Raw genomic sequence first — 25,325 nt, forward strand, 5'->3', positions numbered from 1 at the left:
TTACTTCTAAAATATCGGTCACACTTGCACTTCTTCCTGTTTTATTTAAAAGTTGCCAACTTTGACAAATTCGTTAACGTCAATTTGGTAGTACTTATGACCAGCAATCTTTACTCTGCCGCCGTAAGTTCTAATATACGTGCGCCGGTAAAGCTTGCCTCTGCCAATTCGGTAGCCGTTAGCATTGTATAGATAGGCATTATGCTTAACTTTACGCAATTTACCGTCAACGTTGCTAGCAACGACAAATTGATTTAAGCCGATTTGCAAATACTTTCTACCAGCAATCGTCTTATAGCCATACAAAGTTAATTTAGTACCGGCCGTTTTAGTTGCTGCTGAAGTAGCGTTGCCATTTTCATCATAAACCAAGGCATCATGCATCAAAGTTTTAGTGCCAGTAGGCTTTGGTAAGGTTGCAGCCGGCTTATTGGTTGCTGGTTTATCGCTTGGCTTGTTAATTGGTGTATTGGTTGGCTGATTAGTAGTTGCGTTATTATCAGGCGTAGTACTACTTTGATTATCGTAGTAATACTTCACAAGGTTATAAAAGTCATCCATTGTATAACCCCATTTAGCAAAATAGCCGTCGGGATCAGTATGGTCAGTGCCGCCTAGATATTGGCTGACTGCATGGTGCGACCAGATCGTTCCCTGACCATCATGCACGGCATTATCTGGCTGCAAGCCATAACGGTGTAATAATGCTGCTGCATAAATTGCATCATTATTAACGCCCTTAGCAAAGTCTGCGGCGTTATTTTCCTCACATAATTCTACTTGAATAAACCGATCGTTGGCTTGTGGTCCGGCACCCCAAGTACCACTGTCAGGTGACATCATTTGGATAACACCGGTCTTATCAACAAAGGCATGCACATAAGCGTAGATATTCTTCCATTCGCGGTTAAAGTAAATTGCTTCATTATGAGCCGTTGCGTTTGGCGTTGCCGTCTCGTGAATAACGATTCCTTCTGGCTTACCATTGCGGTACGGAATTGCATTTTCAGCAAAAGAATTATACTTAATTCCTTCTTGGGCTAGCATATTATCCGCATAAGTAACGCCGCCATAGCTGTCTTGCTTAGCCAAGTCGTTAATTGAACTGGCATGAACTTGTACTGCAAGCGGTGCTGCTTGAATTGGTACGGCAATCGTTGTGGCTAATGCCAATGCTGTAATTAATTTTTTCATTTTTAATTTCTCCTCTAATTATTTGTGAGCTATTCGGGCTAACTTTTGATAATTTGCCGTCATCCAAGTTAAGTACGTCATGTTATCAGGTAACGTTTCGCGGATTTTCAAAATCGGAATCTTTTGTTCCTGAGCTAGCTTAACAAAATTATTAACGGTTGAACTTGAAGTTTGTTCATTATCAACAAAGAATGCAATCTGATGCTCTTTAATCCCCGTTGTCATTTTTTGAACTGTTGCTGGACTAGGATCAGTATTGTTCTGGATTGCTTGTTCAAAGTCTTGGTTGGCAACCTTTAAATGAGCTGCTGTCAAGGCATAATCAAAAACGGGTTCGCTAACATACACCGGCTTGCTGTTTTGGCCATTAATCTTAGCAGCTATTTTCTTAATTTTAGCTACTTTAGTTAAATATTGCTGGCCCCGATTGCGATAATACGCCGCATGCTTGGGGTCCTTCTTACTTAACCTTCTAACCAGGTAATTAACGTATTTGACTGGCATCGTTAGGTTATACCAAATATGCGGGTTGGCGCCTTTTTTCAAGCCCATCAGATCTTCGCCGACCCAAACCGGCTTCTTTTCGACTGCGGAAGCCAGCTTATCCATCCAACTATCGTACCCCAAACCGTTAGCCACAACAATATCGGCGGTTGATAATTCCTTGGCATCATTAGTCGTGGGCTCAAAGTCGTGCGGGTCCATCGCCGCCTTTTTGATGAGTGCATCAGCTTTACCATATTTACCCACAACATTTTGAGCAATATCTGCATAAATATTTGTCGTCGTGACAATTGTTATCTTTGAACTCTTATGCGGCTTTTGCACACAGCCACTAAGCGTCAATATTAGGACGCCTAATAACCCTACCACGGTAACCCATTTTTGTAATTTCTTCATATCCATCTCTTTTCTGATGATTAATCTTGTTATTAGCAAATTTTTATTCAATCTATATAAGTATTAATCATAATTAATAAACATTATACACTAAAATCTAGAGTACTATTGCTCCGACATTTAATCAAAAATTAGGAATAATGCCCGCTACTCTTAATCGTAATTAATACTATTTAAGTTAACCGCTATCCCAATTTTTTGTCAACAGCCATAAATTTTAATTATTGCTAAAACAAGTGATTACTTTTAAATTATTAATTCTTAAATCGTAACAACACCTATTTATTATCAAGTAGATTAGTTTTTTATAAATAAAGATGGTAAACTAGTAATGCTAAATTTTGCGCATAAAACAGGGGTATGATAGATGGATAAATTAACAATTGCGTTAAATATTTTAAAAACTAACCATTATAAGCTAACTAAACAGCGCCAAGAACTGCTTAGTTATCTCTATCAGTACTCCGACTACTATCTTTCCTTAACCCAACTTGATAAGCACTTGCGACAGCACTTCTCGAAAATGAGTCATGACACCATTTACCGCAACGTTAAGGAAATGCAAGAAATTGGAATTGTTGAAACCAAAATGTTTCCTAATGGTTTACGAGTGAAATTCCAGTGCGATTTTATCGCTGCTAATCACAGTCACTTCATCTGCCAAGAATGTGGCCGCACAATTGAGTTGCCACTCCCCGACTTTAACAAGGTTAATGTCCAGCTTGTTGGCTTTCAGATTAATGATTACCAGGTGGAAATTCATGGTTTGTGTGACCATTGCCATAAACAACCATAAAAATAGAGCAGTAAGAATACTGCTCTATTTTTTACTCTTAAATTTTACTTATCCACCGGTTTTTTCCACAAGCCTAAGATTACTCCGGCTACAATTGAACCGATAATTGTTGCAACAAAGTACAAAACAATGTGGTTGGCTAACGGCGATACCCACAGACCACCGTGAGGTGCAGGAACACCAATCCGCCAAAGGCCAACTAAGGCACCACCAACGGCTGAACCAATGATACATGACGGAATAACGTGACCAGCATCGGCTGCGGCAAACGGAATTGCGCCTTCAGTAATGAAGGAAAAGCCTAAAATCCAGTTGGTCACACCAGCACGGCGCTCATCTTCCGTGTACTTATTCTTAAAGAATGCAGTCCCAATGGCAGTTGCAAACGGTGGCACCATCCCGCCGACCATTACAGCAGCCATCATTACAGCGGCAACGGTTGAATGAGGGTCATTGGCAAAGGCGCCGGAAGCAAAGACATAAGCTGCCTTGTTGAAAGGTCCACCCATATCAATGGACATCATCGCAGCCAAGATTGTGGTTAAGACAACTAGGTTACCCGTTCCCATTTGGTTTAAGAAGTTAGTAATCGCAAAGTTAATCGTACTGAAAATTGGGTTAACAATGTAATACATAATTAAGGCAATGAATAGCAGACTTAAAATCGGGTAAATCAGCATCGGCTTCATCCCCTCAAGCGATTTTGGCATCTTGGCACATAATTTCTTCAGACCAACTACCAGATAACCTGCAATAAATCCTGAAGCTAAGCCGCCCAAGAATCCGGCCGGTGACTTGGCGTTCGTGACTACGTTAGCAACATAAGCACCACCGTAAGAGCCACTATAAACAGTCGCCATAAACCCACCAACAAAACCAGGCATCAGTGCCGGCAAGTCGCCGATGGACTCGGCAATATAACCTGACAATATCGGCACCATAAAGGCAAAGGCCATATTCCCGGCATTATTAAGGAAAATGAAGGCTGGTGATTTCGGTCCGCCGGCATAGTTTTCCACAATAAAGGAAATCGCCATCAAAATCCCGCCGCCGATAACAAACGGCAACATGTGCGAAACACCATTCATCAGGTTTTTATAAATTGAACCCCAGACGCCTTGCTTTGAACTGTCGCCGGCGTCAGCAATTTTACTATCTGAATGATAAACACTTGCCTTGCCATCCAGAACGGTTGCAACTAACTCATCGGGTTTATTAATTCCGTCAACTACCGGCCGACTAATCAATGGCTTGCCATCAAAGCGCGGCATATCGACCTTTTTATCGGAAGCAATCACGACACCTTGGGCACGGCTAATTTCTTCAGGAGTCAGTCTATCCTTAACCCCTTCTGAACCGTTAGTTTCAATTCTGACATCAACGCCGCGCTTTTTACCGGCTTTAATCAGCGCTTCTTGGGCCATGTAAGTGTGCGCAATTCCATTAATGCAGGCTGTTACCCCAACAATCAGCGGCTTCTCGCCAGTATTTGTCGATTGAGTTTCAGCCTGCTTTTCGGCATCGCTCTTAGCCTCAGCTTGTTCAAACAGAGCAATTACTTCCTTAGGCGACTGGGCTAACTTAAGCGCACTGACCAAATCCGGATTAATCAATAGTCCAGACAATTTTGCCAAAGCTTCAAGGTGCGTATTATCAGCGCCAGCCGGTGCAGTAATCATGAAGAAGAGATAAACTGGTTTACCATCAAGTGAATTGAAGTCAATCCCCTTTTCACTTTTAGCAAACAAAACCCGCGCTTTGTTAATTGACTTGTTACGGGCGTGCGGCATTGCAATGCCGTCACCAATTCCCGTTGTCGATTCGTCTTCGCGTGCCCAAATTGACTTAATGAATTCATCTTCATTATTGACAATTCCCGTTTGCACTTCGAGATCGGCCATCTCCTTAATCGCATCTTCTTTATTCGTCGCCTTTAGCGACATAATCATGGATTCAGGAGCTAAAATATCTTTAATTTTCATAGCTAACTCTCCTTTTTTATGAAATCTGCTCTACTTCAATTTGTGGCAAGACCGCATCAATCTGACTTTTAACCGCAATATCCTTAGTAAAGGCAGTCGCGGCACCACAAGCCATCCCCATTCGGAAACTTTCCTTTGGATTGCCACTCTTAACATAAGTGCCAACAAAGCCGGCAATCATCGAGTCACCAGCACCAACGGAATTAACAGCGGTGCCGACAGCGGCTGGGGCATGATACACATGCTCTGGTGTTATCAGGTAGCCACCCTTGGCCGCCATCGACACCATGACATTTTGCGCGCCCTTGTCTAGCAACTGATGTGCACAAGTAAGCATCTCTTGCTCACTATTAAAAGTCGTGTTGAACAAATCCGCTAATTCGTGATGATTCGGCTTAATCACTAACGGTTTGTAGCTTAATGTATCGAGCAAAGCACGACCCGTAGTATCTACCACAAATTCGGCACCGGCTTCCTTAATTAACGGCAACAATTTTTGATAAAAATCTTCCGGTAAATTCGCCGCTAGCGAACCGCTTAAAACCACAAGATCGCCTGCTTGTAAGTCACTAAGCCTGTCTTCAAAGGCAGCAACTTCTGCTGGGGCAATCGTCGGGCCCGCCGCATTAATTTCCGTTTCCTGTCCGGCATGCACTTTGACATTCACCCGTGTGGCTTCCTTAATTGTCACAAAATCATTGACAATTCGGCGCTGATTTAGTTGGTGCACCAATTCCTTACCGGTAAAACCACCAGCAAAGCCCCAAGCCGTGTTTTCAATTCCTAACTGATTAAGAATTTGGGAGACGTTAATTCCCTTCCCACCTGCCAAAAAGACCGCACTTGGTGTTCGATTGACAGCACCGGGAGTGACTTCTTTCAGTTGCATGACATAATCCAAAGCCGGATTAACTGTAACTGTATAAATCATTGCTTTGCCTCCTTTAAATTAATTTTAGTTGGTAATAATTGCCGCTGCTCTTTTGTCAGGTCAGCCGTAATTACATTGACATCTTGACTATTAGCAAAGATCGCAAAGTTGCGCTCACCGATTTTAGAAGCATCAGTTAGCACATAGGCATGCCGCGATTGCATAATCTCCAGCTTCTTCATTGCGGCTTCTTCTGGGTCAGGCGTGGTTAAATTGCCTTCCTGATCCAGACCGTTAGTCCCAACAAAGCTGGCCGCAAATTTCATCCCTTGCAGCTGGGTAATCGCAGACTGGCCAACAACAGCGTGAGTATCTTCCTTGATGCGACCACCTAGCAAAATCGTATCAATCTCGTGATTTAATGCTCCCAGTGCTGTTTCAATGCCGTTAGTCACAACCGTCACGTGAGGAACATCTGCTAAAAAAGGCACCATTTCGTAAGCAGTTGTTCCTGCATCAATAAAAATATAGTCATTTTCATGAACAAAATGTTCAACCGCAAAACGAGCAATCTTAATCTTGGCTTCATGGTTCATACTAAAGCGAATATGTTGCGACACATCATGGGCAAAATTCTTCACGGATTGTGCGCCACCATGAATTCGCTTCAGCAGTCCCTGCTGCTCTAGTTGAATTAAATCACGGCGAATTGTCGACTCTGACGTGTTGGTAACCGTCGATAGGTCCTTGACCTGACACAATTCGTGTTGATTAACATAATTCTCAATGATTTTTTGCCTTTCTTGCGTTAACATTCTATCCACCTCTTGCAACTATTGTATTCGGTTCCATCGTCAAAAGCAATCATTTTTTATCAAAAATATTCATTTTTATTCATAAGTACGCATGAATAGTTATCAAAAAAGCACTAACTAAAGAAGCTAGTGCTTTTTGGGTTAAGCCAATAAATATTGCACGGTTGCCGTACCTGCAGCTTTTGCCGCAATTAGCAGACAGCGTTCGTCTAACATAAAGTTAGGACTATGATGCGGATGAGTTTGACCATCGGCAATATCACAGCCAACATATAAGAAGGTACACGGCTTTTGCAAAGCGTAATAAGAAAAGTCTTCAGACGGATCTTGAGCGCCAAAATCCGTTACTTCGTTAATTTCTGGAATATTAGGCACTTCTTTTTGTAAACCAGCGACTACCTGCTTGGTAAAATCTGGGTCATTGTACAGAACTGGTACATCCTTCGTGATTTCATATTCAGCCTTGACACCAAACATTGCCTCAGTTCCTTCAATTAATTGCTTGAGGCGCTCATGAATAACCTTACGCGTGCTTTCCTTCATAATACGAATATCACCTTTAAGTGTGACTGACTCCTTAATGGCGTTACTGGTGCCAACGCCGTCAAATGAGCCAACGGTAATACTTGCATGATCAGCCGGCTCAATGCGCCGCGAGACAATCGTTTGCAAAGCAGTTACAAAATAAGAACCAGCAACAATGGCATCATTTGACAATTGCGGCATTGAACCATGACCGCCCTTACCAATGAACTTAATCGTAAAGTTCGACCGTCCCGTCTGACTTTCACCTAAATGATAAGCAACTGAACCAACGGGCATGGTCGACATCACGTGAATACCGATGACATTATCAATATTGTCTAAAACGCCGCCAGCAATCATTGCTTGGGCACCACTTGGCGCCTTTTCCTCGGCTGGCTGGTGGATAATTCTAACTGAGCCGCGCAATTTGTCTTTCACCGCAATCAGATTTTTAGCTAACACCATTAAGTAAGCAGTATGGGCATCGTGGCCACAAGCATGCATCACTCCAGCATTTTGCGATTTAAATGGTAAGTCATTATCTTCTTGAACGGCCAAACCATCAAAGTCAGCCCGAAGCCCCAACTTAGGTCCGGGCTTGCCGCTATCAATATCTACGGTAATACCGTAACCTGAGCCGCAGTCTTTAACCGTGCAATCCAGCCCATCATAGAAATGCTTAATATAATCATGCGTTTGCTTTTCCTGATTTGATAATTCGGGATGAGCATGCAAGTGACGCCGAATTTTAATCATTTCATCCTGATCATCATCCAGGCGCCGCATTAATTCTTCTTCAACTGTCATTTTATTCTCCTTATAACTCTAGCACATTACAATTAATTCAATTATACAACACAATTTTGCTAGTACTAAAAATGGACTGGATCTTGTGCTAAAATTAAAAGGTTGTCTTTGATAAAGAAGTAAGGAAGTTTAATTAATGGAAGAAAACGAACCACAGATACGACGACACCACATTTCTGCTAGTCACCACATGAAAATTCAATGGAAAGAATTTTTTAAAAGTCCTGACGACACCCTAATTAAGGACACAACCTTGGTTGAAAAAGGGTCGCTAGTCGGCAGAATCGGCATTATGCTACTGGAGTGCGGAACGGGAGCTTGGCGCGTGCGTGACTCAATGAACACCGTAGCACGAGCACTTGATATTACTTGCTCGGTTGATATTGGGCTGATTTCGATTGAATATACCTGCTTTGATATTAACAACAAGTCATATTCGCAGACCCTGACTTTGGCAACAACCGAAGTTAATATGAATAAGCTAAACAAAATGGAGCAGTTTATTCGTAAATTTGAGAATGATCATGATCACTTATCCATTGGGGCAATTCACCATAGTTTAAATGAAATTGAACGGCACACGGTTAACTATCCCGTCACTGTTTCGGCTTTAAGTGCCGGAATTGCGTGCTGCAGCTTCATTTTTCTATTAGGTGGCGGTCTGCCGGAAATGATCTGTACCTTCTTTGGCGCATTAATCGGCAATTATGTGCGTGGCGAAATGGGCAAACGTAAAATCACCCTTGTGGCAAAAATCGCCGTGGGCGTTGCCATTTCTTGTGCAGTTTACTTTTTATGCTTTATGCTGGGACAAAAACTATTGGGCTGGAACCACGACCACGCATACGGTTATATTGGCGCAATGCTCTACGTTATTCCCGGTTTTCCTTTCATTACTTCTGGTCTTGACATGTCGAAGCTCGATATGCGCTCGGGATTAGAACGACTGGCTTATGCCTGCTTAGTAATCATGACGGCAACGATGGTTGGCTGGGGAATTGCTATCGTTCTTAACCTAACACCCGGCGCCATGCCTAAGCTCAATCTCGCGCCCGGTATTCTAACTTTTTGCCGAATTTTAGCAAGCTTTGGCGGTGTCTTCGGCTTCTCCGTAATGTTCAACGCCAAGCCGCAAATGGCGCTGGTGGCAGCCTTAATTGGTGCCCTTGCCAACACTTTGCGCCTCAGTCTAGTTGACTATAATCATTTACCGGCAGCACTTGCCGCCTTTATCGGTGCTTTACTAGCAGGGCTGCTCGCCAGCTTTGTTCGCGAAAAGGTGGGCTTTCCTAGAATTGCCATTACTGTACCGGCAATTGTCATCATGGTGCCCGGGCTTTACATGTACCGCGCCGTGTTCAACTTCGGTGTCACCAATATTAATGTCGGTGCCTACTGGATTATGAATGCCTTAATGATTGTGGTTGCTCTGCCAATTGGCCTGTTGACGGCCCGCATCTTAACTGATGCCAAGTGGCGCCACGCCGATTAATTTTTAGATAAAAACAAACTAAATTTAAATTTATTAATCAACAAAAATACTAGTATGTAAAAGGCTCTTTCATGTTATTTATGAAAGAGCCTTTATTTATCTTTGCTTATTCAAGACATATTTTTTACATAAAAAAGTCCTTGACAGCAGAGCCAAAGACTTTAACAAGAAAATATTTACAAGCTGGTTAGTGCTTGTAGGTGTTACCTTGATACATTCCATAAAGCAATTATATCGTATTTGTTTTTGTATTCAATCTAAACTTCTTTAACTCATTAAGTATGCTAAAAGACACGGATAAAACCGTGTCTTTTTTGAATTAATTTATTTTTACCCAAAACAAAAACAGACAAGACTCCTATCTTGTCTGTTTCTATGTAAGTAAACATTAGCTATTAAATATTAATAAAACCAATAAATTTTTACAACCTATTTGCTTGTCCCAACTACAAGCCCAACATGTGAGCAAAAACTGGAACAAGTAAATTATCAACTAAGCCAGTAGCGACCACTGCAACTGCAGCCATTGCACCTTGGACAGAGCCAAGTTCTAGACCAAAAGCTGAACCGATTGTGTGACCAGCAGCACCTAGACCTAAACCTGTACCCATTGGGTCACTATCAAGTCTGAACCACTTAACCATTTGCTTACCTAAAGCATAGATCACAACCGCATTCAAGATGCAGGCCATCGCTGTAATTGAAGCATTACCACCAATTGATGTCGTTAATGGCATTGCAATTGCCGTTGTTGCTGATTGACTAAGCATTGATCTAATCCCGACTTCATCAAGTCCAACTGCCTTAGAAACTAAAGTAATCAGGATTAATGAAATAAAGGTACCAATGATTAGGCTCAATAAGATAATAACCCAATTCTTCTTTACAACGTCATTACGTTTATACAAAGGTACTGCAAAAGCAATCGTAGCTGGTGTGATAAACCAAAAGATGATATCGCCACCAGGCTTGTAAGCCTTAGCATAAACCTGAGCTGTTGAAACATCAAAGAACTTGCCCAAAACTACTAAAATCGCAATTCCCAAAACCATTGCAACAAACAAAGGTTGGAAAATAAATAGTCCATGAGACTTTTTAAATAACCACTTACCAATTAAAAAGACGAGCAGTGATAAAAAGACACCGAATAAAGGATTACTGATATAAGCCATTATTTTCCATCTCCTGTCTTAACATCGTTAGAAACTGAACCCAACTTAACTGAGGTCAACTTCTTCTTTAACCAAAGCAATGCTCTAGTTGTGTAGGCAGTTACAACTAATAGAATAACTGTTGATAGTAAAATTACTAAGACTAGTTGCACACCCTGTGCTTTCATAATATCAAGATTACCTGCAATGGAAATTCCTGATGGAACAAACATAAAGCTAATTAATGAAATTAGGGCACTGCCAAATGAGTCAACCCACTCAAGTTTAATAACGTGAGTTGTTAATAATACATATAGTAGAACTAAACCAATAACTGGTGTTGGTATCGGAAAGCTCTTTGGCATTGTTTCTGAAATTAATTGTGATGCAAACAAGATTGCTGCATAAACCAACATTTGAAATAAAAGTGGAGCTGATTTATGTTCGGGTTCTTTATTTTTCATCTTACTCATCCTTTCTCGTTTCCTTATCTTCACTGATAAAGATACTAGGTAAAAGGCATTTTGTGAGCAAAATTACGCCGAACTGCAAAAATCGACTGGTGAACTGCATGTGAGCGAAAGTAAAAGTTATTTTCTTTTGTAGCGCTTACATTCCTAAACGCTGGCTTAAATCCTTTCTGTATGAGCGACCAACCTGTACCTTTTCGCCATTACTCATCACTAACAAAAGCGTGTTATTAAACCACGGCTGCACTTCTTTGACTTCCTCAACGTTAATAATTGCGTTGCGATGAACCTGCATAAACTTAGCTTGATTGAGCCGCTCCTTTAACCAAGCTAGGGTCTCACGGGTTTTATAATGATCTTGGGCCGTTGAGATTGTCAGGACCCCACTATTGATTGTCGCCGTAATTAAATCATTCTTTTTAATGACAATATTACGATCATCGAGTTCAATACTGAGCATCTCATTAACTACATGAGGCCGCTCCTTGCTAATCTGCGTTTGTACTCGCGACTCGATGACATTGCGCGCTTTAGTCAGGGCTTGGTCTATTCGTTCCTGTTCAAATGGTTTTAGAACATAATCCACGGCACCAACATCAAACGCCTTGACCGCATACTCATCATAGGCAGTTGAAAAGATAATAATCGGTGAATAATCCGCTGGCTTTAATTCATTGGCTAACTCAAAGCCATTTTCTTCATTAAGTGAAATATCCAAAAACATCAAGTCAATTTTGTTTTTAAGTAGTTCCATTTGGGCCTGCTTAATATCTTCTGCTTGATAAATATCGACTGCCACACCAGCAAGACTTGGGCTTTTTGTAATTAAATATTCTAACTCTGTTCTCGCCAGTGGCTCATCGTCAACCAATAAAATCTTCATTATCTGTGTCCTCTTTTTCAATTATTACCAATCAAATTCGCTGTCGCCTTATTTTTTAATGGAATATTCGTCCTAAAAATCGTACCGTTGTCATTAGTCTCAATCTGCAGCTGACTGCTGGTACCATACAACCCTTTGAGGCGCATATTTAAATTATACAATGCTGTCCCACTGCCTTTGGACTCACTAATTGGTTCTTTGCCTAAATGTTTAAGAACAGTTGGGTCAATCCCGTTACCATTATCAATAACCGCGATCTCCATGTGCTCATCGTCTAGCTGCTTAAGGCGGATAATAATCCGATTACCCTGCTTGCGGCCTTTGAAAGCATGACGGACCGCATTTTCGACAAAAATTTGCAGGCAAAATGACGGCAATAATGTATCATCGGGAACGCCAACTTGGTAGTCAATTGTAAATTTATTAGGAAAACGCAGCTTTTCAATACTCATGTACGAATCAACATGGCGTCGTTCTTCCTTGAGCGTTACCTCTTTTTCTTGCCCATTGCGCAAGCTTGACCTAAAGAAGACACTCAGCTGCATTAATGCTTGGTGCGCCTTTTCCACATTAACCCGCATTAACGCGCTAATTGTATTAATCGCATTAAAGAAGAAGTGCGGATTTATCTGTACCTGTAAGGCTCTGATTTCTGCTTCGTTGAGCAAGCTTGTCTGCTGCTCGGCGATTCCGATGGCTAATTGTCCTGAAAAAATCATGGCAAGGCCGCGAACCAAATTTTCTTCAACGACCGTCATCTTACTGCCTTCACAGAAGTAGACTTTAAGTGCGCCAATTGTCTGGTCATTGACACGCAAGGGGAAAACAATTGCGGAAGTTAACGGGCAGGATGGTTCCGGACAACCAATCTCCTCTTTGGTATATGCCAGCTTTTCTTTCCCTGTTAAAATCGCACTCTTGGATAAGTCCGTCATTACAGGTTCGCCAGCTATATGATGGTCCTCGCCAGCTCCAATATGCGACAGAACATTTACGCGGTCGGTTAACCCCACCGCATCAAAGTTAGTATACTTTTTAATAATTCGACACACATGGTCAGCTGAGTCAAAGTCTAGCCCATTGCGAAAATACGGTAAGGTTTTATTCGTTAATTCTAGAACGTCCTTAGTCTGAACCGCCTTTAATTGCCGCTCGTTAGATAAATACGTCCGCAGAATTTCGATAAATAAACTCGCACCAATTGTATTCAGAAGAACCATTGGCACAAAGATCAACTTAATCAAGCCATACCCGTGGAACGTAAAAATGAACGCCATCTGAATCAATTCCGCAAAAAAGGCCAGGACAGCAACCCACGGTGTTGATGGGTAAAGGTTGTCGCCTTTAACGCGGTCGCCGCAGATACCAACAAGATAACCGATTAGAACTGAACTAACAATGTAAAAATAATCGGAAAAGCCACCAAAAATAACCCGGTGCAAGCCGCCGACCAGACCAACCAGCATCCCAACATATGGTCCACCCGTCAAACTAGCGGCAGTAATCACCAAAATCCGCGTATTCGCTATCGAATCCGATTGCGGCAAACCCGTGATAATCAGCGGTGTCACTACTTCCTTAGAACTAGAAATTTCAACACCGGTCAAGTTAGCCATCACCACAAAAAGTGCAAAAATAATTGTCAGCCAAATTTGCGACTTAACTGTTCTTTTTTCAATTAAATTTCTAAAAAAGCGCATGTTAACAAGCAAAAATGCTAGCAACATAATAATGCCTAGCCGTTCCATCAGCAAAATCAATAAGTTAAACATTGTTATACTCCCAAATCTTTATCTTATTACATTATTATTGCACAAAATGAAATTAAATTGCTGCAAACTGCTATCAAAAAAAGCTTCATTAAGTTAAAACTTAACAAAACTTTTTAATTAATATTTATTTATTTTCTTCCTTAGCCGTTGGCAAGCCAAACGAGCCAATTAAACCAATTACCGCAAAGACTAACATCAGGATGAAGCCCCAATGATAGCCTGTTGCCAAACCCGCAACGTTGTTCACACCAGCATTAGCTGACCCCAAGGTTACAACTAGCATTGCTAGAGCTGTTCCCAGCGACCCGCCAATTTGCCGGATTGTTGATGAGCCTGCATTGGCATGAGCAGTCATATTTGCTTGTACCTGATTAATTCCGGCAGTGAAAGTCGTCATCATCGTAAAGGAAATTCCGACCATTCGCAATGCATAACACAGACCGATTACTACCAAACTAGTTTGCGTGCTGAACGTTAACATTGGCAAGGTTCCAATTACCAGCATTGCAAAGCCAAATAACGATAACTTTTTGATCCCTAGTTTATCATACAAAGTTCCTGAAACCGGATTGCAAATAATCATTAGCAATGCTCCCGGCATCATTACCAATCCAGAAGTCAGAGCCGATTCACCGCGCGTTGTTTGTAAATATAGCGGCAGCACCAATTCAATCCCGACCATCGCTAAGTTACTGATTGTGCTTAATAGGGTACATAAATCAAATTTAAGATTTTTAAACACCCGAATATCAAGCAAAGGCTCTTTCATGTGTAATTGCCGCAGACAAAAGAGATAGATAATTATGATACCCACGATTAAGACTAAACCAAGCATCAGCGTGATTTTGCCAGTATTACCGATTTCTGACAAGGCATACAGGATTAAGCCAAACCCAAAAATCGACTCTAAAAATGAAATCACATCTGTTGTGCTCATGTGTGGAGTAGTAATATTTTGCACCGCAAAAATTGCACAAACAGCCACTATTCCGCTAGTTACACTCAAAATGATAAAGAGCATCTGCCAGCCAGAATATTTTAAAATTAACCCAGAAATTGTCGGGCCAACAGCGGGACCAAAGCCAATGACTAAGCCGGTGATTCCCATTGCCATGCCCCGCTTTTCGGGTGGGAACATCATCAAAATTACGTTCTGAATAAATGGCATTAATCCGCCAGCTGCAATTGCCTCGATAATCCGCCCAGTTAGTAAAACGTAAAAATTAGGTGCAAAAACACAAATTATAGAACCAATGAAGAAAATACCCATCATCGTTAGATAATTTTGCTTCATATTAAATGATTCAAAAATCCACGCCGACATTGGAATCATTAGCCCAACCACCAATAAGTACGCTGTCGTCAGCCATTGCGCCGTCGATTGGCTAACACCAAAGGCGCGCATAATTGTTGGCAAGGCATTATTCAAGAAGGTCTCTGCTAACAGTGCCACAAAGGCTCCAAATAGCAGAACCGCCATCATTAAATTTCGCTTTTTTGTAGAAATTTGTTTTATTTCTTGCGTCATATTTTCTCCTTTTATGTAGTAAGCTACATTTTTGATAATAATAAGAAATTAGAAGTTAGCAATAATCTGATTTAAAAATGTTTCTAACTGTTTAACATCTTGAATACTAAGGCCAGCGATAATTTGCCCATTGATTTTATCCATAATCGCATGAATTTCCGTAATGTTTTCATCAATTAGTTTAAATCCAGCAGCCGACAAGGTCAGTACAATTTGCCGTTGATCACTCTGCAAATGTGCTGTTTGAATAAAATCATTATCTGCTAATCGTTTTACAATTCCGCGAATTGTCGGGTGGCTAAGTACAAAAGTATCAGCGATTTCTTTTTGCGTAATTGTTCTGCCCTTGGAATCATATAAATAGACCAAAAGCGAAATTTGCGCTCCAGTTAAGGAATAATTTTGAAATAGACTGGCAAAATGGTTGTTTAGTTCCTTCTCAATTAGTGTGTTGGCGATTTTTATCTTAGGTCCTAAGCGATTTAAAAGTTTATCAGACATATTTAGCTTCCTTTCTGTTATGTAGTATACTACATTTTTTAGAAAATTATCAAGCTCACTTAGTCTCTAAAGACCTTGCTCTTGACTCATCGCCTCAACTGCCATTCTACCAGAATTAATTGCAAAGCCCATTGAATTACCAGGCAAAGTAAAGTTATAGCTATCACCATAAATGGTATTAGCATCCTGACCAGAACAATACAATCCGGGAATTACTTGGTCATTTTTACCAAACACACGCATATTTTCGTCAGTCCGAATACCACCCAAAGTTGCATAAGCATATAAATAGAATTTGCCCACAATGAAGCCGCCTTTTCCTGTAAGTTGTCTGAGATACTTAGCTGGCTTGAAGAATTGTAAATCCTGATGCTCGGCGCACATTTCATTATAATCGCCAATTGTAACAGCTAACTTATGCTTTGGTATTCCTAATTTTTGGGCTAATTCTTCAATTGTCTTAGCTGCAATTATGCCCTCATAATGTTCTTTTTCTGCACGAACTATTTCATCATCAATGCCACCAAACGGATTCCCAGGTGACACAATGTTGACGATATCAACCCCAGTCTTTTTATATTGCTCCAGCATTTGTCGATCCATAATACAATAAGCATAATGCCCTGGTTGTAGCATCAGTGCATTACCTGTATATGTGGTATTACCCATTTGCGCTTCATTCATAAAGCGATCACCATTTTGGTTGATTAATAAGTTGGGTTGACGTAATCCCGCATCACTGTGGAAGTAACGGATATTATGTGGCAAGGAAAAAATGGTCTCGATATTTTCTGAAGTGCGGTCTTTTTGCGCACCTATTTGCCACATCATTTGCAAGCCGTCACCCGTAATTCCTGGAACTTCAAAGTCGAAGAAGTCCTCATTAAGATGCAATCCTAATTCATCGCGAAGCATTTCTTTGTTAGAAGCAAAACCACCAGTCGCAACTAAAACGTACTTTGCTTTAACTTCATATGCTTGATTGCCAGATTGAGCAACGACGCCTGTAACTCGGTCGCCAGTTTTAATCAACTGCTTAACTGGCGTTGTTAGGTAAAACTTGGCTCCTAATTCCTGCGCTCTTTCATACATACGCTTATTCATCCACGATGCTGCGGCTGGCCCAGGCTGACTACCATCTTCTGGCTGAACAATGTGCCATGTAGCGTTAGCACCTTTAAAATACGGAAACGCCCCCGCGAATTTAACACCCATTTTTTGCAGCCATTCAATTGTTTCTGCTGACTTTGCAAAATACTTCTTAACTAAGGCTGCATTTACCCGATAATGAGTGTAATTCATGTGTTCATTAAAGGCTTCCTCGACAGACAAGTCGTTAAAGTTATCCTTTTGAATTTGCGTATCAATTCCTAAAGGCCCCATTCCCATACTGCCTGTGCCACCTATGTTGCCATTCTTTTCAAAGACAACTGCTTTTAGTCCTTGCTCACCAGCCGTTACAGCTGCTGCTAATCCTGAAGGACCCGCGCCGACAATGACGACATCAGTTTCCAGACTGTGTGTTTGACTATCTTCATTATCAGATTTGGCAGTTGTATCTACTGTGCCTGCTTGCTCCAAGGCTTTTTTAACAGCGTTTTTTATACCAGCAGAAGTCATTGACGCACCACTTACTGCATCAACAGCATAAGTTTGCTCCTGAACAATTTTATCTGGTAATTCCTTTAGCGGCTTATCCGCAATCCCCCTAGTTTCCGATTCCGAAATTATTTTCACTGCAGCGATTTTGTTATTTTGAACACTGACCGCAACAGCTATTGGACCACCGTGGCCCATATCCTGAGCTTGGTAAATTCCATCACGCAATTGATTCATAATATTTCACTCCTTTGAATCATCTTGTTAAGCTAATCACTTTGATTAACAACGGAATTATAACACCGCTTACACTGCGTAGCAATAATGTAGTATGCTACATTTTAAAAATAAATTAAATGTCATCTTTGCTCGTCAACATAATTAGATTATAATTAAAATAAGATTGGTTTATTGTTAATTATGAAACCAAGTTTGAGGTAACTTAAATGGATTTACTAACAACTATTCACAACAAAGGATTAATTTTAGACGGTGCAATGTCCGATGAACTTGAAAAGCAAGGCGTGCCAACAAATAATAAATTATGGACAGCAGCTGCATTAAGGGACAACCTGCAGGCCGTATATCAAGCACACTGGGACTATCTTCAGGCAGGTGCCCAGCTGATTATTACCGATACCTACCAAGCAAACATTCCAGCCTTCATTAAGGCTGGTTATACTGAACAAGAAGCAAAAGAATTAATCACTGATGCGGTTAAAATCGCTAAAAAAGCACGTGATGATTATGAACGAAAGACTGGCAAACACAACTTTGTCGCTGCTTCTATTGGTTCTTACGGTGCTTATTTAGCAAACGGCAATGAATTTTGCGGTGATTACAACCTCACATCTGACGAATATCTTGACTTTCACTTACCTCGTTTAAAAACAGTCATCACGCAGCAGCCGGACTGTCTTGCAATCGAAACGCAACCTAAACTAGCAGAAGTTACAGCACTTCTAACCTGGCTAGCCAAAAATGAGCCACAAATTCCCGTTTATGTTAGTTTTACACTGCACGATACCGTACGCATTAGCGACGGCACTAGCTTAAAAAAGGTTGTTGAAACTGTAAATAACTATCCACAAGTTTTTGCAGTCGGTGTCAATTGCGTTAAGCCAGCTTTAGTCACACCAGCAATCAAGACAATTTGCCAATTCACTAATCAAGAAATCGTCGTTTATCCTAATCAAGGCTATGCCTATGATTCATTTTCTAAAACTTGGCTAAAAATCAACCGGACAACCGATTTTTATCAAAGCACCAAAGAATGGTACGAGGCAGGAGCTCATTTAATCGGTGGCTGCTGCACGACTGGACCAGAACAAACGCGCGAAATTGCTCGCGCTTTTCAAGAAATTTAGTTTAACTTAATTATTTTGTATATTTTTCTTAAGATATTGCGATTAAACTGACAATATATAAATAATCAAGGAGGGCTATAATGGGCTTTATTCTTATGATGGGTGGCTTAATTATCGGTGGTGCTTTAATCTATATCGCACTGTCTGGTACTGCCAACCATACCTTAAAATATTTAACTTTATCAGTCGGCAGTATAGCTTTATTAGGTGGTCTAGTCTTGCTACTAGCGCCAGCATTTTCACATCAAGTTTATGATTGGTTATACGCGTTAATCACAAATCATTAATTATAAGTATAAAAATAGAGTAGCTTTTAGCTACTCTATTTTGTTCCCAATTATTTATATTTTAATTCTTTTTAGCAATTGCCTTAATTGCATTTCTACCAGAGAAGATGCAGTATCCAGCATGCGTACCAGGTACGTTAACGCCGTATGTATCACCATAAAGAACGGCTGAACCATCACTACCAATTGCGTACAAGCCTTCAATTGGACGACCTTTAGTATCCAATACTTCGTTATTGACATTAACACGTAAGCCATCACCAGTAGTGTATGCACCAACGCCTAATTCAATTGAGTAAAATGGACCATCACCATCAACAGGCAACATGTACTTAGCTGGCTTATGGAAGTCAGTATCTTCACCTTTTGCGGCCATCTCATTGTAGTGCTTAACGTAAGCTGGCAAGTTTGGCGTATCAATTTCTTTAGCTAATTCTTCAATTGTAGCAGCCTTGTGTAAGAACTTGCGACCATCTTTTTCAGCCTTCTCAATGTCATCACGCAAAGTTGGGTAACGATCTTCTGGGACCATTGGCTTCATTGAACGTGGATATGATTTGTCGGTAAAGTCATCCAGAATCTTTTGGCTAAAGATACAGAAGACACGTCTTTGCCGGTTCATGGCATTACCTTCATTAGCCCAGTTAACAACACAAGCGGCCTCATCAACAAAACGCTCGCCAAGTTCGTTAACCCACATTTGTGGTTGGTCACAAACTGAACTCCACATTGCTGTTCCCCACAGCTTAAATGCTGGAATAGTGTCATCCTTAAATTGACCACCAAACATCATTGACATTCCAGTGAAGTACTTCTGAGCTCCCAAGTTCCAAGCAAGACGCAGGCCATCACCTGTACTTTTACCTGAGTTAACAGGGATTACGTTATCTGGATTTTGGTGAGGGGTACTGCCAAATAATTTCTTATCATTCAGGTAACCACCGGCAGCTAAGACAACGTTCTTGGCATTAACAACCTTAGTTGCACCATCTTCAACTGTTGTCAAAGTTACGGAATAAGTATGATCGGCGTTTGGCTCAACGTCCGTAACTTTAGTCAGTGTTTCAATAGCTAGTCCCTTGCCCTTAGCGTATGGTTCCAAGCCATTATGAATAGCGTCATGGCCCTTACCTTCAAACAAGTGCCAAGTTCTAACACTAGTCCCCATGTTGACAACCATCCAGAACTTTACACCGTGATCTTGCAGCCAAGAAACATTCTTACCAGCATTATCAATGTAGCGTTCCCACATTCTGCCGTCACCTTTATAGTGAGAATAATTTAATTCTTCTTCAAGCAGTTCCTTCTTGTCAATTACGGCATTGTCCTTCTTCTGCAATTCGGAATCAGCAGCAAACACACCTTCAACATAGTTACCAGTACCACCAGTTGTCTTGCCTTTTTCTACTAATAAGGTCTTCAAGTTGTTATCAACAGCTTCAGTTGCGGCAGCAAAACCAGCAAGCCCAGCACCAACAATGACAACATCGTATTGTTCTTCTGTCATAATTTAATACCTCGTTTTAACAAAAAACATGCACAAATTAAATCGCCTTTAATCTGCACATGTTATTACTTTTAATTCTTTTTAGCGGTTTGTGCTGCATCAATTCCGGCTAATCGACCAGATGTATATGCAAAGCCTAAAGTTCCACCTTCAAAGTCAACATATGCCTTACCATACATCCCTGAAGCATCAGCACCAGTTACATATAAGTTTGGAACAATTCCACCTTCAGGAGTTAAAGCGTGCATCTTTTCATCAATAGTAACGCCACCAAGAGTACCCAAGTTACGAGCAATAAATTTAACTGCGTAAAATGGTCCTTTTTCAACCGGAATAAATCTGCTGGCATCACCATAAAATAGTTCATCTTCACCGGTTTTCTTAGCGTTATTGTACTGTTCGATAGACTTCTTTAAGTTTTCCTTATCAACGCCCATCTTTTCAGCTAATTCGTCAATTGTTTGACCAATAAAGACAACATCAGTTGCTTCAAGTTTATCTAATAACGGCTTGAAATCTGTCTTTTCATGTTCACGTTTAATACCATCTTCGGTATCAGTTGGCAAGTTAAATTCCATGTAGAATTGACGCTTGTTCTTCCATTTACCATAGTGATCTTCAATGGCAACTGTGCCACTTTCTTTAATTGTATCAAGCATTCCCTGGTCAAAAATTGCATATTCAGTTTGCTTAGGCTGCTCTGAAAGTTCAGCACCATGTACAGCAAATAATGTGGCATGAGTTTCGTTAGCGTAACGTTGACCACGAATATTAACACGTAAGTTGCAATAACTACCGAAACAATTTAGTGAGTAATAAGCAGGTCCAACAAGCTTCATCATTTCGCCAGTATCTTTTTGGCTAAAGGTTTGCCAGAAGTAGTGTGTTGAACCTGAAACTTCGTGAGTTGCACCGGCTTTCCAAGCCATGTTTAAACCATCACCAGTATTTTGCAAAACTTGACCTTCAGTATTAACGTCGCCAAGTAATTCTTTACGCATTTGTGGATTACCACCAAAACCACCAGTAGCAATAACTACCTTCTTAGCGTGAACAATTAATTCACCATCATCGCTTTGTGCAACTACTCCAGTGACTTTACCAGCTTCATCTTGCAATAATTCTTTACCAGCATAGCCAAAGTACATTTGACCACCAATTGATTTAAAGTTCTCAATTAACTTGGTAATTGCCTTAGTACCACCTTCTTGGTAACCATGCAAAGTTGCTGGATCACTTTCGTGTTCATAACTACCACCAGTACCGGCATCAACTAACTTCATGATAGCTCCGTTATCATTAAGCCAATCAACAGTCTTACCAGCTTCATCAATAATCCGACGAACCAAAATTGAGTTCATATAACCTTGTGAAGCATCTAAATATTTCTCATATAACCATTTCTTGGATACAACTGCATCCGAATCTTTTTGTTGTTGACTATCAGCAGCAAACATCCCACCAGCAAAAGTACCAGCACCAAGTGGTGAAATAGTCTTTTCAAGTAAGGCTACACTTACTCCTGCTTGACGTGCAGCTAATGCTGCAGCACTACCAGCTGCACCAGCACCAACTACAACAACATCAACATCAATTGTCTTCTTAGATGTTTCAGTTTCTTGACCGCCGTTTTCCTTTAAAGCAGTAAAGTCAACATCAGCCTTAGTCAATGCTTCCTTAACCCCAGTCATAATTCCGCGTGAAGTTTCTGAAGCACCAGATACGACATCAACATCTGGTGATTGATGAGCAATAATCTTTTTGGCCATCTTATCAAAAGCATTTGCTTGTAAACTACCAGGTTGATACTTGTCAAGAGGTGTAACTGATTTAATTTCGTTTTCGTCAACTTCAACTTCTAGATGAATGACATCTTCTTTTCCTTGTCCTGAACCAGTGTATTTGCCTGGTTTAGTAGTAATCTTTTTTGTCATTTTTTAATTCCTTTCAACAACTAATCTATTTTCTCTCACCAGCATGGTTTGCATCTGGAAGAATTGCCAAAATAATAACTGTTAAGCCAAAAATTGTACCTTGAAGAATAAAAGTTAATGCAAAGTTATGTCCTGCAATTCCAGAAATAATAACTGGAACAACATATGACAAAAGCAATGACATAGTACCTACAAGTCCACCGGCAGAACCAGCATATTTAGGCCCAATTTCTGGGAATTGAATTGGCATAGCTTGTAGTAATGGACCAGTAATGGCACCGCATAGCCCACCAAAAATCAAAGTTACTAATAATACTCCGCCAAGTGGAACATACCAAGTAATACCCATTAAAACAGCAGATAATAATGTAGTAGTAATCATAAATGGTTTAGCATTCTTTAGCTTACCAACAATAGCTGGTCCAAATAATGATCCACATAAACTACCAACAGTAGCAATGGCAGCAAACATACCAGCTTGACGACCGTTCATTCCTCTAGCAGCGAATGCTTGTGGTAAAATTCCTGAGAATGCCATTGCAGCAGCAGTACAACAACCACCACAGATACCAATTAACCAAACTTTGCCACTCTTAGCAGCAACTTTGAAGTAACTCATTGATGATTCTTGTTGTCCTTGAGCTTGTGGTACTTCTTCTCCCTTAGGTGTATCCCTAACAAATAATACCCAGCAAACAGCAAGGATTAATAGCAAAACTGATGAAAAAGTATATGCAGAATTAATACTCTTAAACATTGGTCCAGTAATCTGAGATAACATAATCCCAATACTTGCTGAAGCAAAAAATACACCCATAGCCATGTTAGTATCTTGCTTGAACCAAATACCAAAAATTTTAATCGTATTAGCATTTAAAAGTGCCATGTAAACACCAAACATCAACAACATAATCATCATTGTAATGAAGTTATGAGCAATTAATCGGCCAAAAGCACCAATAACTGACACAACTAATCCAACAGTAACAACTTTCTTAGCACCAAATCTATCTGCTAATGAACCAGCAGGAATACTAAGAAACACGGCAATTAACATTGGAGCCATTAATAAACTCGAGTATTGTGCAGGTGTAATGTGCAATGCTGGCATAATTTGCGTAGCTAATGCAGAAACTTGAAATTGTGTATAATTGCTGACAACATCCATGAGTGCAGCAATAGCCAAGATTACCCAACGATAACTCGACAATTTTGGTAATTGTTTTTCTTCCATTATTTAAAATCCCCTTACTTTTAAATAAAAACTAATTTTCAGCGGCGTATTGACCGGCTAAACGTCCGAATGTCTGTGCATGACTGCATGTCAGACCCGGAACTCTGTCTGGGTAACTGCCCCAGAAGAAGCCACCACTGCAGTTCCCTGCTGCAAACAAATGTGGAATTGGTTTGCCGTTCTTGTCAATAACTTGCATCTTAGTATTAATCCGCAAGCCATCAAGTGTTGCAAGCAAACGGCCACCGTAAACAACACCGTAGTATGGGCCATGCTCAACTGGAAACAATCTAAATTGTTCCTTACCCAAATCGGTGTCTTCACCCTTCTTGCACATTTCGTTGTAGCGTTCAACACTATGAACCAAATTATCCTTTGGCATGTGTAATTTTTCGGCTAATTCTTCGATTGTGTCAGCCTTTTGAACCATACCGTCATCAATCCGGCGTTGAATTTCAGCTTTATTTTCCTCGGTGTTATAAATTCCTGGGAAGCCTAAGCGTGAACAACCTTGTGTATGGAATTGTGCCAAGTGATCCATTGTTTCTTCTGACCAAATTTCAGCTTCCAAATAACCAGGTTGCTTAGCAGCGGCATTGGTATCAAATTGATAAGGTACACTTTCGTTTTCGAAACGTTCACCATTCAAGTTAACCTTAAGCAGTGGATAAGCACCCATCCAGAAGTAACCTTGACCCTTAAAGTCGATGAGATAATGCTCTTCAGCCTTAGTGCCAACCTTCACAGCACCACGGTCAAAGATGATTTCGGCAGGCTCTTCATCACGAGCTGCGCCAACTTTCAAACCAGCTAAAATACCTGAACCATCATCACGTGGGCCATCAGAATAAACATTCTTCTTGTAACCAAGTGGATCCCACTTTTGCATTAATTCAGGATTACCACCGTAACCACCGGTACAAATAATGACACCTTTAGTTGCGGCATATTCAGTCTTAGCACCAGAAGCACGATCGCTAGTAATGACACCGGTAACTTTACCGCTGTCGTCAGTTACTAATTCTTCAAGTTTAGTATTGTACTTCAGCGTTACACCTAATTCCTTAACCTTATCAATCATCCACTCACCATAATGAGCCCAGTCATTATCTGGAGTTGTTAAGGCTAATTCTGTATTGAAAGCAGTATTGACGATTGTTTCATAATTAGCATCAGGTTGTACTCGTAAAACAGCGTTGTGTGGCTTCATGATATTATCTTCAAGCCAGTTAGCTGTTTCATCAGTGTGGTTAGCCCATGTCCAAAGCAAGCGTTCATCAACATTGCCTTGATAAAACAAAGTTAAGAAGTTCATTAACTTAGCTTTATCAACCTTAATTCCTGCTCTTCTTTGAGCATTACTGTCCAATGCGGCAAAGAATGAACGGAACAAGAACTGTGAACTACCAGACTTGTCAATCAATAATACCTTAGCGCCTTTTTCGGCAGCAGCCATGGCAGCCATAGCACCGGCATTGCTGGCACCGGCAACAATTACATCATAACTATTTTCCATTTTTCTCCCTCACTTCTTTTAAAATTTTGTTTTTTTAATACGCTTTCATAATACTATGAATAACGTGAACTTCTGCACCATATTTAGAATTGAGGATTACCAAATGGAATAGTCGAGTTTTTGAAATACAAAAAAGCCCGCCATTACAACATTTAATTGTTCATGTCAGACTTTTAGTAAATCAAAAAAATTGT

21 protein-coding genes are annotated in these 25,325 nt (G+C 40.6%); 4 read left to right on the forward strand and 17 right to left on the reverse strand.

Annotation, left to right across the window (positions count from 1 at the left end; translation table 11 throughout):
- Positions 1-45 precede the first annotated feature (45 nt).
- Together OZX63_RS08230 and OZX63_RS08235 are read right to left on the reverse strand one after the other, a co-directional pair.
- Positions 46-1,194, reverse strand: a complete 1,149-nt coding sequence (locus tag OZX63_RS08230) for an SLAP domain-containing protein (RefSeq protein WP_277143085.1) — start codon at positions 1,192-1,194, stop codon at positions 46-48.
- Between the two features lie 18 nt (positions 1,195-1,212).
- The gene (locus OZX63_RS08235) at positions 1,213-2,100 is read right to left on the reverse strand and encodes a zinc ABC transporter substrate-binding protein (RefSeq protein ID WP_277143087.1); all 888 of its coding nucleotides are present in this window, start codon (positions 2,098-2,100) and stop codon (positions 1,213-1,215) included.
- Positions 2,101-2,461: 361 nt separating this feature from the next.
- On the opposite strand from OZX63_RS08235, the gene OZX63_RS08240 reads away from it, so the two are divergent.
- Positions 2,462-2,890: a Fur family transcriptional regulator gene (locus OZX63_RS08240; protein ID WP_277143089.1), complete on the forward strand. Its 429-nt coding sequence runs from the start codon at positions 2,462-2,464 to the stop codon at positions 2,888-2,890.
- A gap of 44 nt (positions 2,891-2,934) precedes the next feature.
- On the opposite strand, the gene OZX63_RS08245 is transcribed toward OZX63_RS08240, so the two are convergent.
- The 4 genes from OZX63_RS08245 to OZX63_RS08260 all read right to left on the reverse strand — a co-directional run bounded on the left by OZX63_RS08245 (position 2,935) and on the right by OZX63_RS08260 (position 7,890).
- Positions 2,935-4,872: a fructose-specific PTS transporter subunit EIIC gene (locus OZX63_RS08245; protein WP_277143090.1), complete on the reverse strand. Its 1,938-nt coding sequence runs from the start codon at positions 4,870-4,872 to the stop codon at positions 2,935-2,937.
- A gap of 16 nt (positions 4,873-4,888) precedes the next feature.
- Complete coding sequence (pfkB, locus tag OZX63_RS08250) at positions 4,889-5,803, reverse strand: 1-phosphofructokinase (RefSeq protein WP_277143092.1); 915 nt, start codon at positions 5,801-5,803, stop codon at positions 4,889-4,891.
- Positions 5,800-6,558, reverse strand: a complete 759-nt coding sequence (locus OZX63_RS08255; protein WP_277143093.1) for a DeoR/GlpR family DNA-binding transcription regulator — start codon at positions 6,556-6,558, stop codon at positions 5,800-5,802. The genes pfkB and OZX63_RS08255 overlap by 4 nt, the downstream gene beginning before the upstream one ends.
- A 141-nt stretch (positions 6,559-6,699) precedes the next feature.
- Positions 6,700-7,890 (reverse strand): amidohydrolase, encoded by a 1,191-nt coding sequence (locus OZX63_RS08260; protein WP_277143095.1) that lies wholly within the window; start codon positions 7,888-7,890, stop codon positions 6,700-6,702.
- A 136-nt stretch (positions 7,891-8,026) separates the two neighbouring features.
- Here OZX63_RS08260 and OZX63_RS08265 point away from each other — a divergent pair, with 136 nt between their 5' ends.
- Positions 8,027-9,382 (forward strand): threonine/serine exporter family protein, encoded by a 1,356-nt coding sequence (locus tag OZX63_RS08265; RefSeq protein WP_277143097.1) that lies wholly within the window; start codon positions 8,027-8,029, stop codon positions 9,380-9,382.
- Positions 9,383-9,828: 446 nt separating this feature from the next.
- On the opposite strand, the gene OZX63_RS08270 is transcribed toward OZX63_RS08265, so the two are convergent.
- From OZX63_RS08270 to OZX63_RS08300, 7 genes are all read right to left on the reverse strand, one after another.
- Positions 9,829-10,554 (reverse strand): LrgB family protein, encoded by a 726-nt coding sequence (locus tag OZX63_RS08270; RefSeq protein WP_277132090.1) that lies wholly within the window; start codon positions 10,552-10,554, stop codon positions 9,829-9,831.
- Positions 10,554-10,997, reverse strand: a complete 444-nt coding sequence (locus OZX63_RS08275; RefSeq protein ID WP_277143100.1) for a CidA/LrgA family protein — start codon at positions 10,995-10,997, stop codon at positions 10,554-10,556. Before OZX63_RS08275 ends, OZX63_RS08270 begins: the two co-directional genes overlap by 1 nt.
- Before the next feature lie 145 nt (positions 10,998-11,142).
- The gene (locus OZX63_RS08280; protein ID WP_277143102.1) at positions 11,143-11,886 is read right to left on the reverse strand and encodes a LytTR family transcriptional regulator DNA-binding domain-containing protein; all 744 of its coding nucleotides are present in this window, start codon (positions 11,884-11,886) and stop codon (positions 11,143-11,145) included.
- Between the two features lie 17 nt (positions 11,887-11,903).
- The gene (locus OZX63_RS08285; RefSeq protein WP_277143103.1) at positions 11,904-13,658 is read right to left on the reverse strand and encodes a sensor histidine kinase; all 1,755 of its coding nucleotides are present in this window, start codon (positions 13,656-13,658) and stop codon (positions 11,904-11,906) included.
- 124 nt (positions 13,659-13,782) lie between these two features.
- On the reverse strand, positions 13,783-15,186 hold the full coding sequence (locus OZX63_RS08290; protein ID WP_277143105.1) for an MDR family MFS transporter: 1,404 nt from the start codon (positions 15,184-15,186) through the stop codon (positions 13,783-13,785).
- A 48-nt stretch (positions 15,187-15,234) separates the two neighbouring features.
- The gene (locus tag OZX63_RS08295) at positions 15,235-15,687 is read right to left on the reverse strand and encodes a MarR family transcriptional regulator (RefSeq protein WP_277143107.1); all 453 of its coding nucleotides are present in this window, start codon (positions 15,685-15,687) and stop codon (positions 15,235-15,237) included.
- 66 nt (positions 15,688-15,753) lie between these two features.
- Positions 15,754-17,523, reverse strand: coding sequence for an FAD-dependent oxidoreductase (locus OZX63_RS08300; protein WP_277143109.1), 1,770 nt, complete (start codon positions 17,521-17,523; stop codon positions 15,754-15,756).
- Between the two features lie 209 nt (positions 17,524-17,732).
- Here OZX63_RS08300 and mmuM point away from each other — a divergent pair, with 209 nt between their 5' ends.
- Entirely contained in the window at positions 17,733-18,653 is a 921-nt protein-coding gene (mmuM, locus tag OZX63_RS08305; RefSeq protein ID WP_277143110.1) for a homocysteine S-methyltransferase, read from the forward strand.
- Between the two features lie 80 nt (positions 18,654-18,733).
- Positions 18,734-18,940 carry a hypothetical protein gene (locus OZX63_RS08310; protein ID WP_277143112.1) on the forward strand — a complete coding sequence of 69 codons (207 nt, stop codon included), beginning with the start codon at positions 18,734-18,736 and terminating at the stop codon, positions 18,938-18,940.
- Positions 18,941-19,001: 61 nt separating this feature from the next.
- Here OZX63_RS08310 and OZX63_RS08315 read toward each other — a convergent pair whose 3' ends face one another.
- The 4 genes from OZX63_RS08315 to OZX63_RS08330 form a co-directional block, all read right to left on the reverse strand.
- Positions 19,002-20,447, reverse strand: coding sequence for an FAD-binding protein (locus OZX63_RS08315; RefSeq protein ID WP_277143114.1), 1,446 nt, complete (start codon positions 20,445-20,447; stop codon positions 19,002-19,004).
- Between the two features lie 71 nt (positions 20,448-20,518).
- The gene (locus tag OZX63_RS08320) at positions 20,519-22,381 is read right to left on the reverse strand and encodes an FAD-dependent oxidoreductase (RefSeq protein ID WP_277143116.1); all 1,863 of its coding nucleotides are present in this window, start codon (positions 22,379-22,381) and stop codon (positions 20,519-20,521) included.
- A 25-nt stretch (positions 22,382-22,406) separates the two neighbouring features.
- Positions 22,407-23,615: an MFS transporter gene (locus OZX63_RS08325; protein WP_277143117.1), complete on the reverse strand. Its 1,209-nt coding sequence runs from the start codon at positions 23,613-23,615 to the stop codon at positions 22,407-22,409.
- Positions 23,616-23,646: 31 nt separating this feature from the next.
- Entirely contained in the window at positions 23,647-25,131 is a 1,485-nt protein-coding gene (locus OZX63_RS08330) for an FAD-dependent oxidoreductase (RefSeq protein WP_277143119.1), read from the reverse strand.
- Positions 25,132-25,325 lie beyond the last annotated feature (194 nt).

Origin of the sequence: Lactobacillus sp. ESL0700 (genome assembly GCF_029392095.1) — a bacterium.
Classification (GTDB): Bacteria; Bacillota; Bacilli; order Lactobacillales; family Lactobacillaceae; genus Lactobacillus.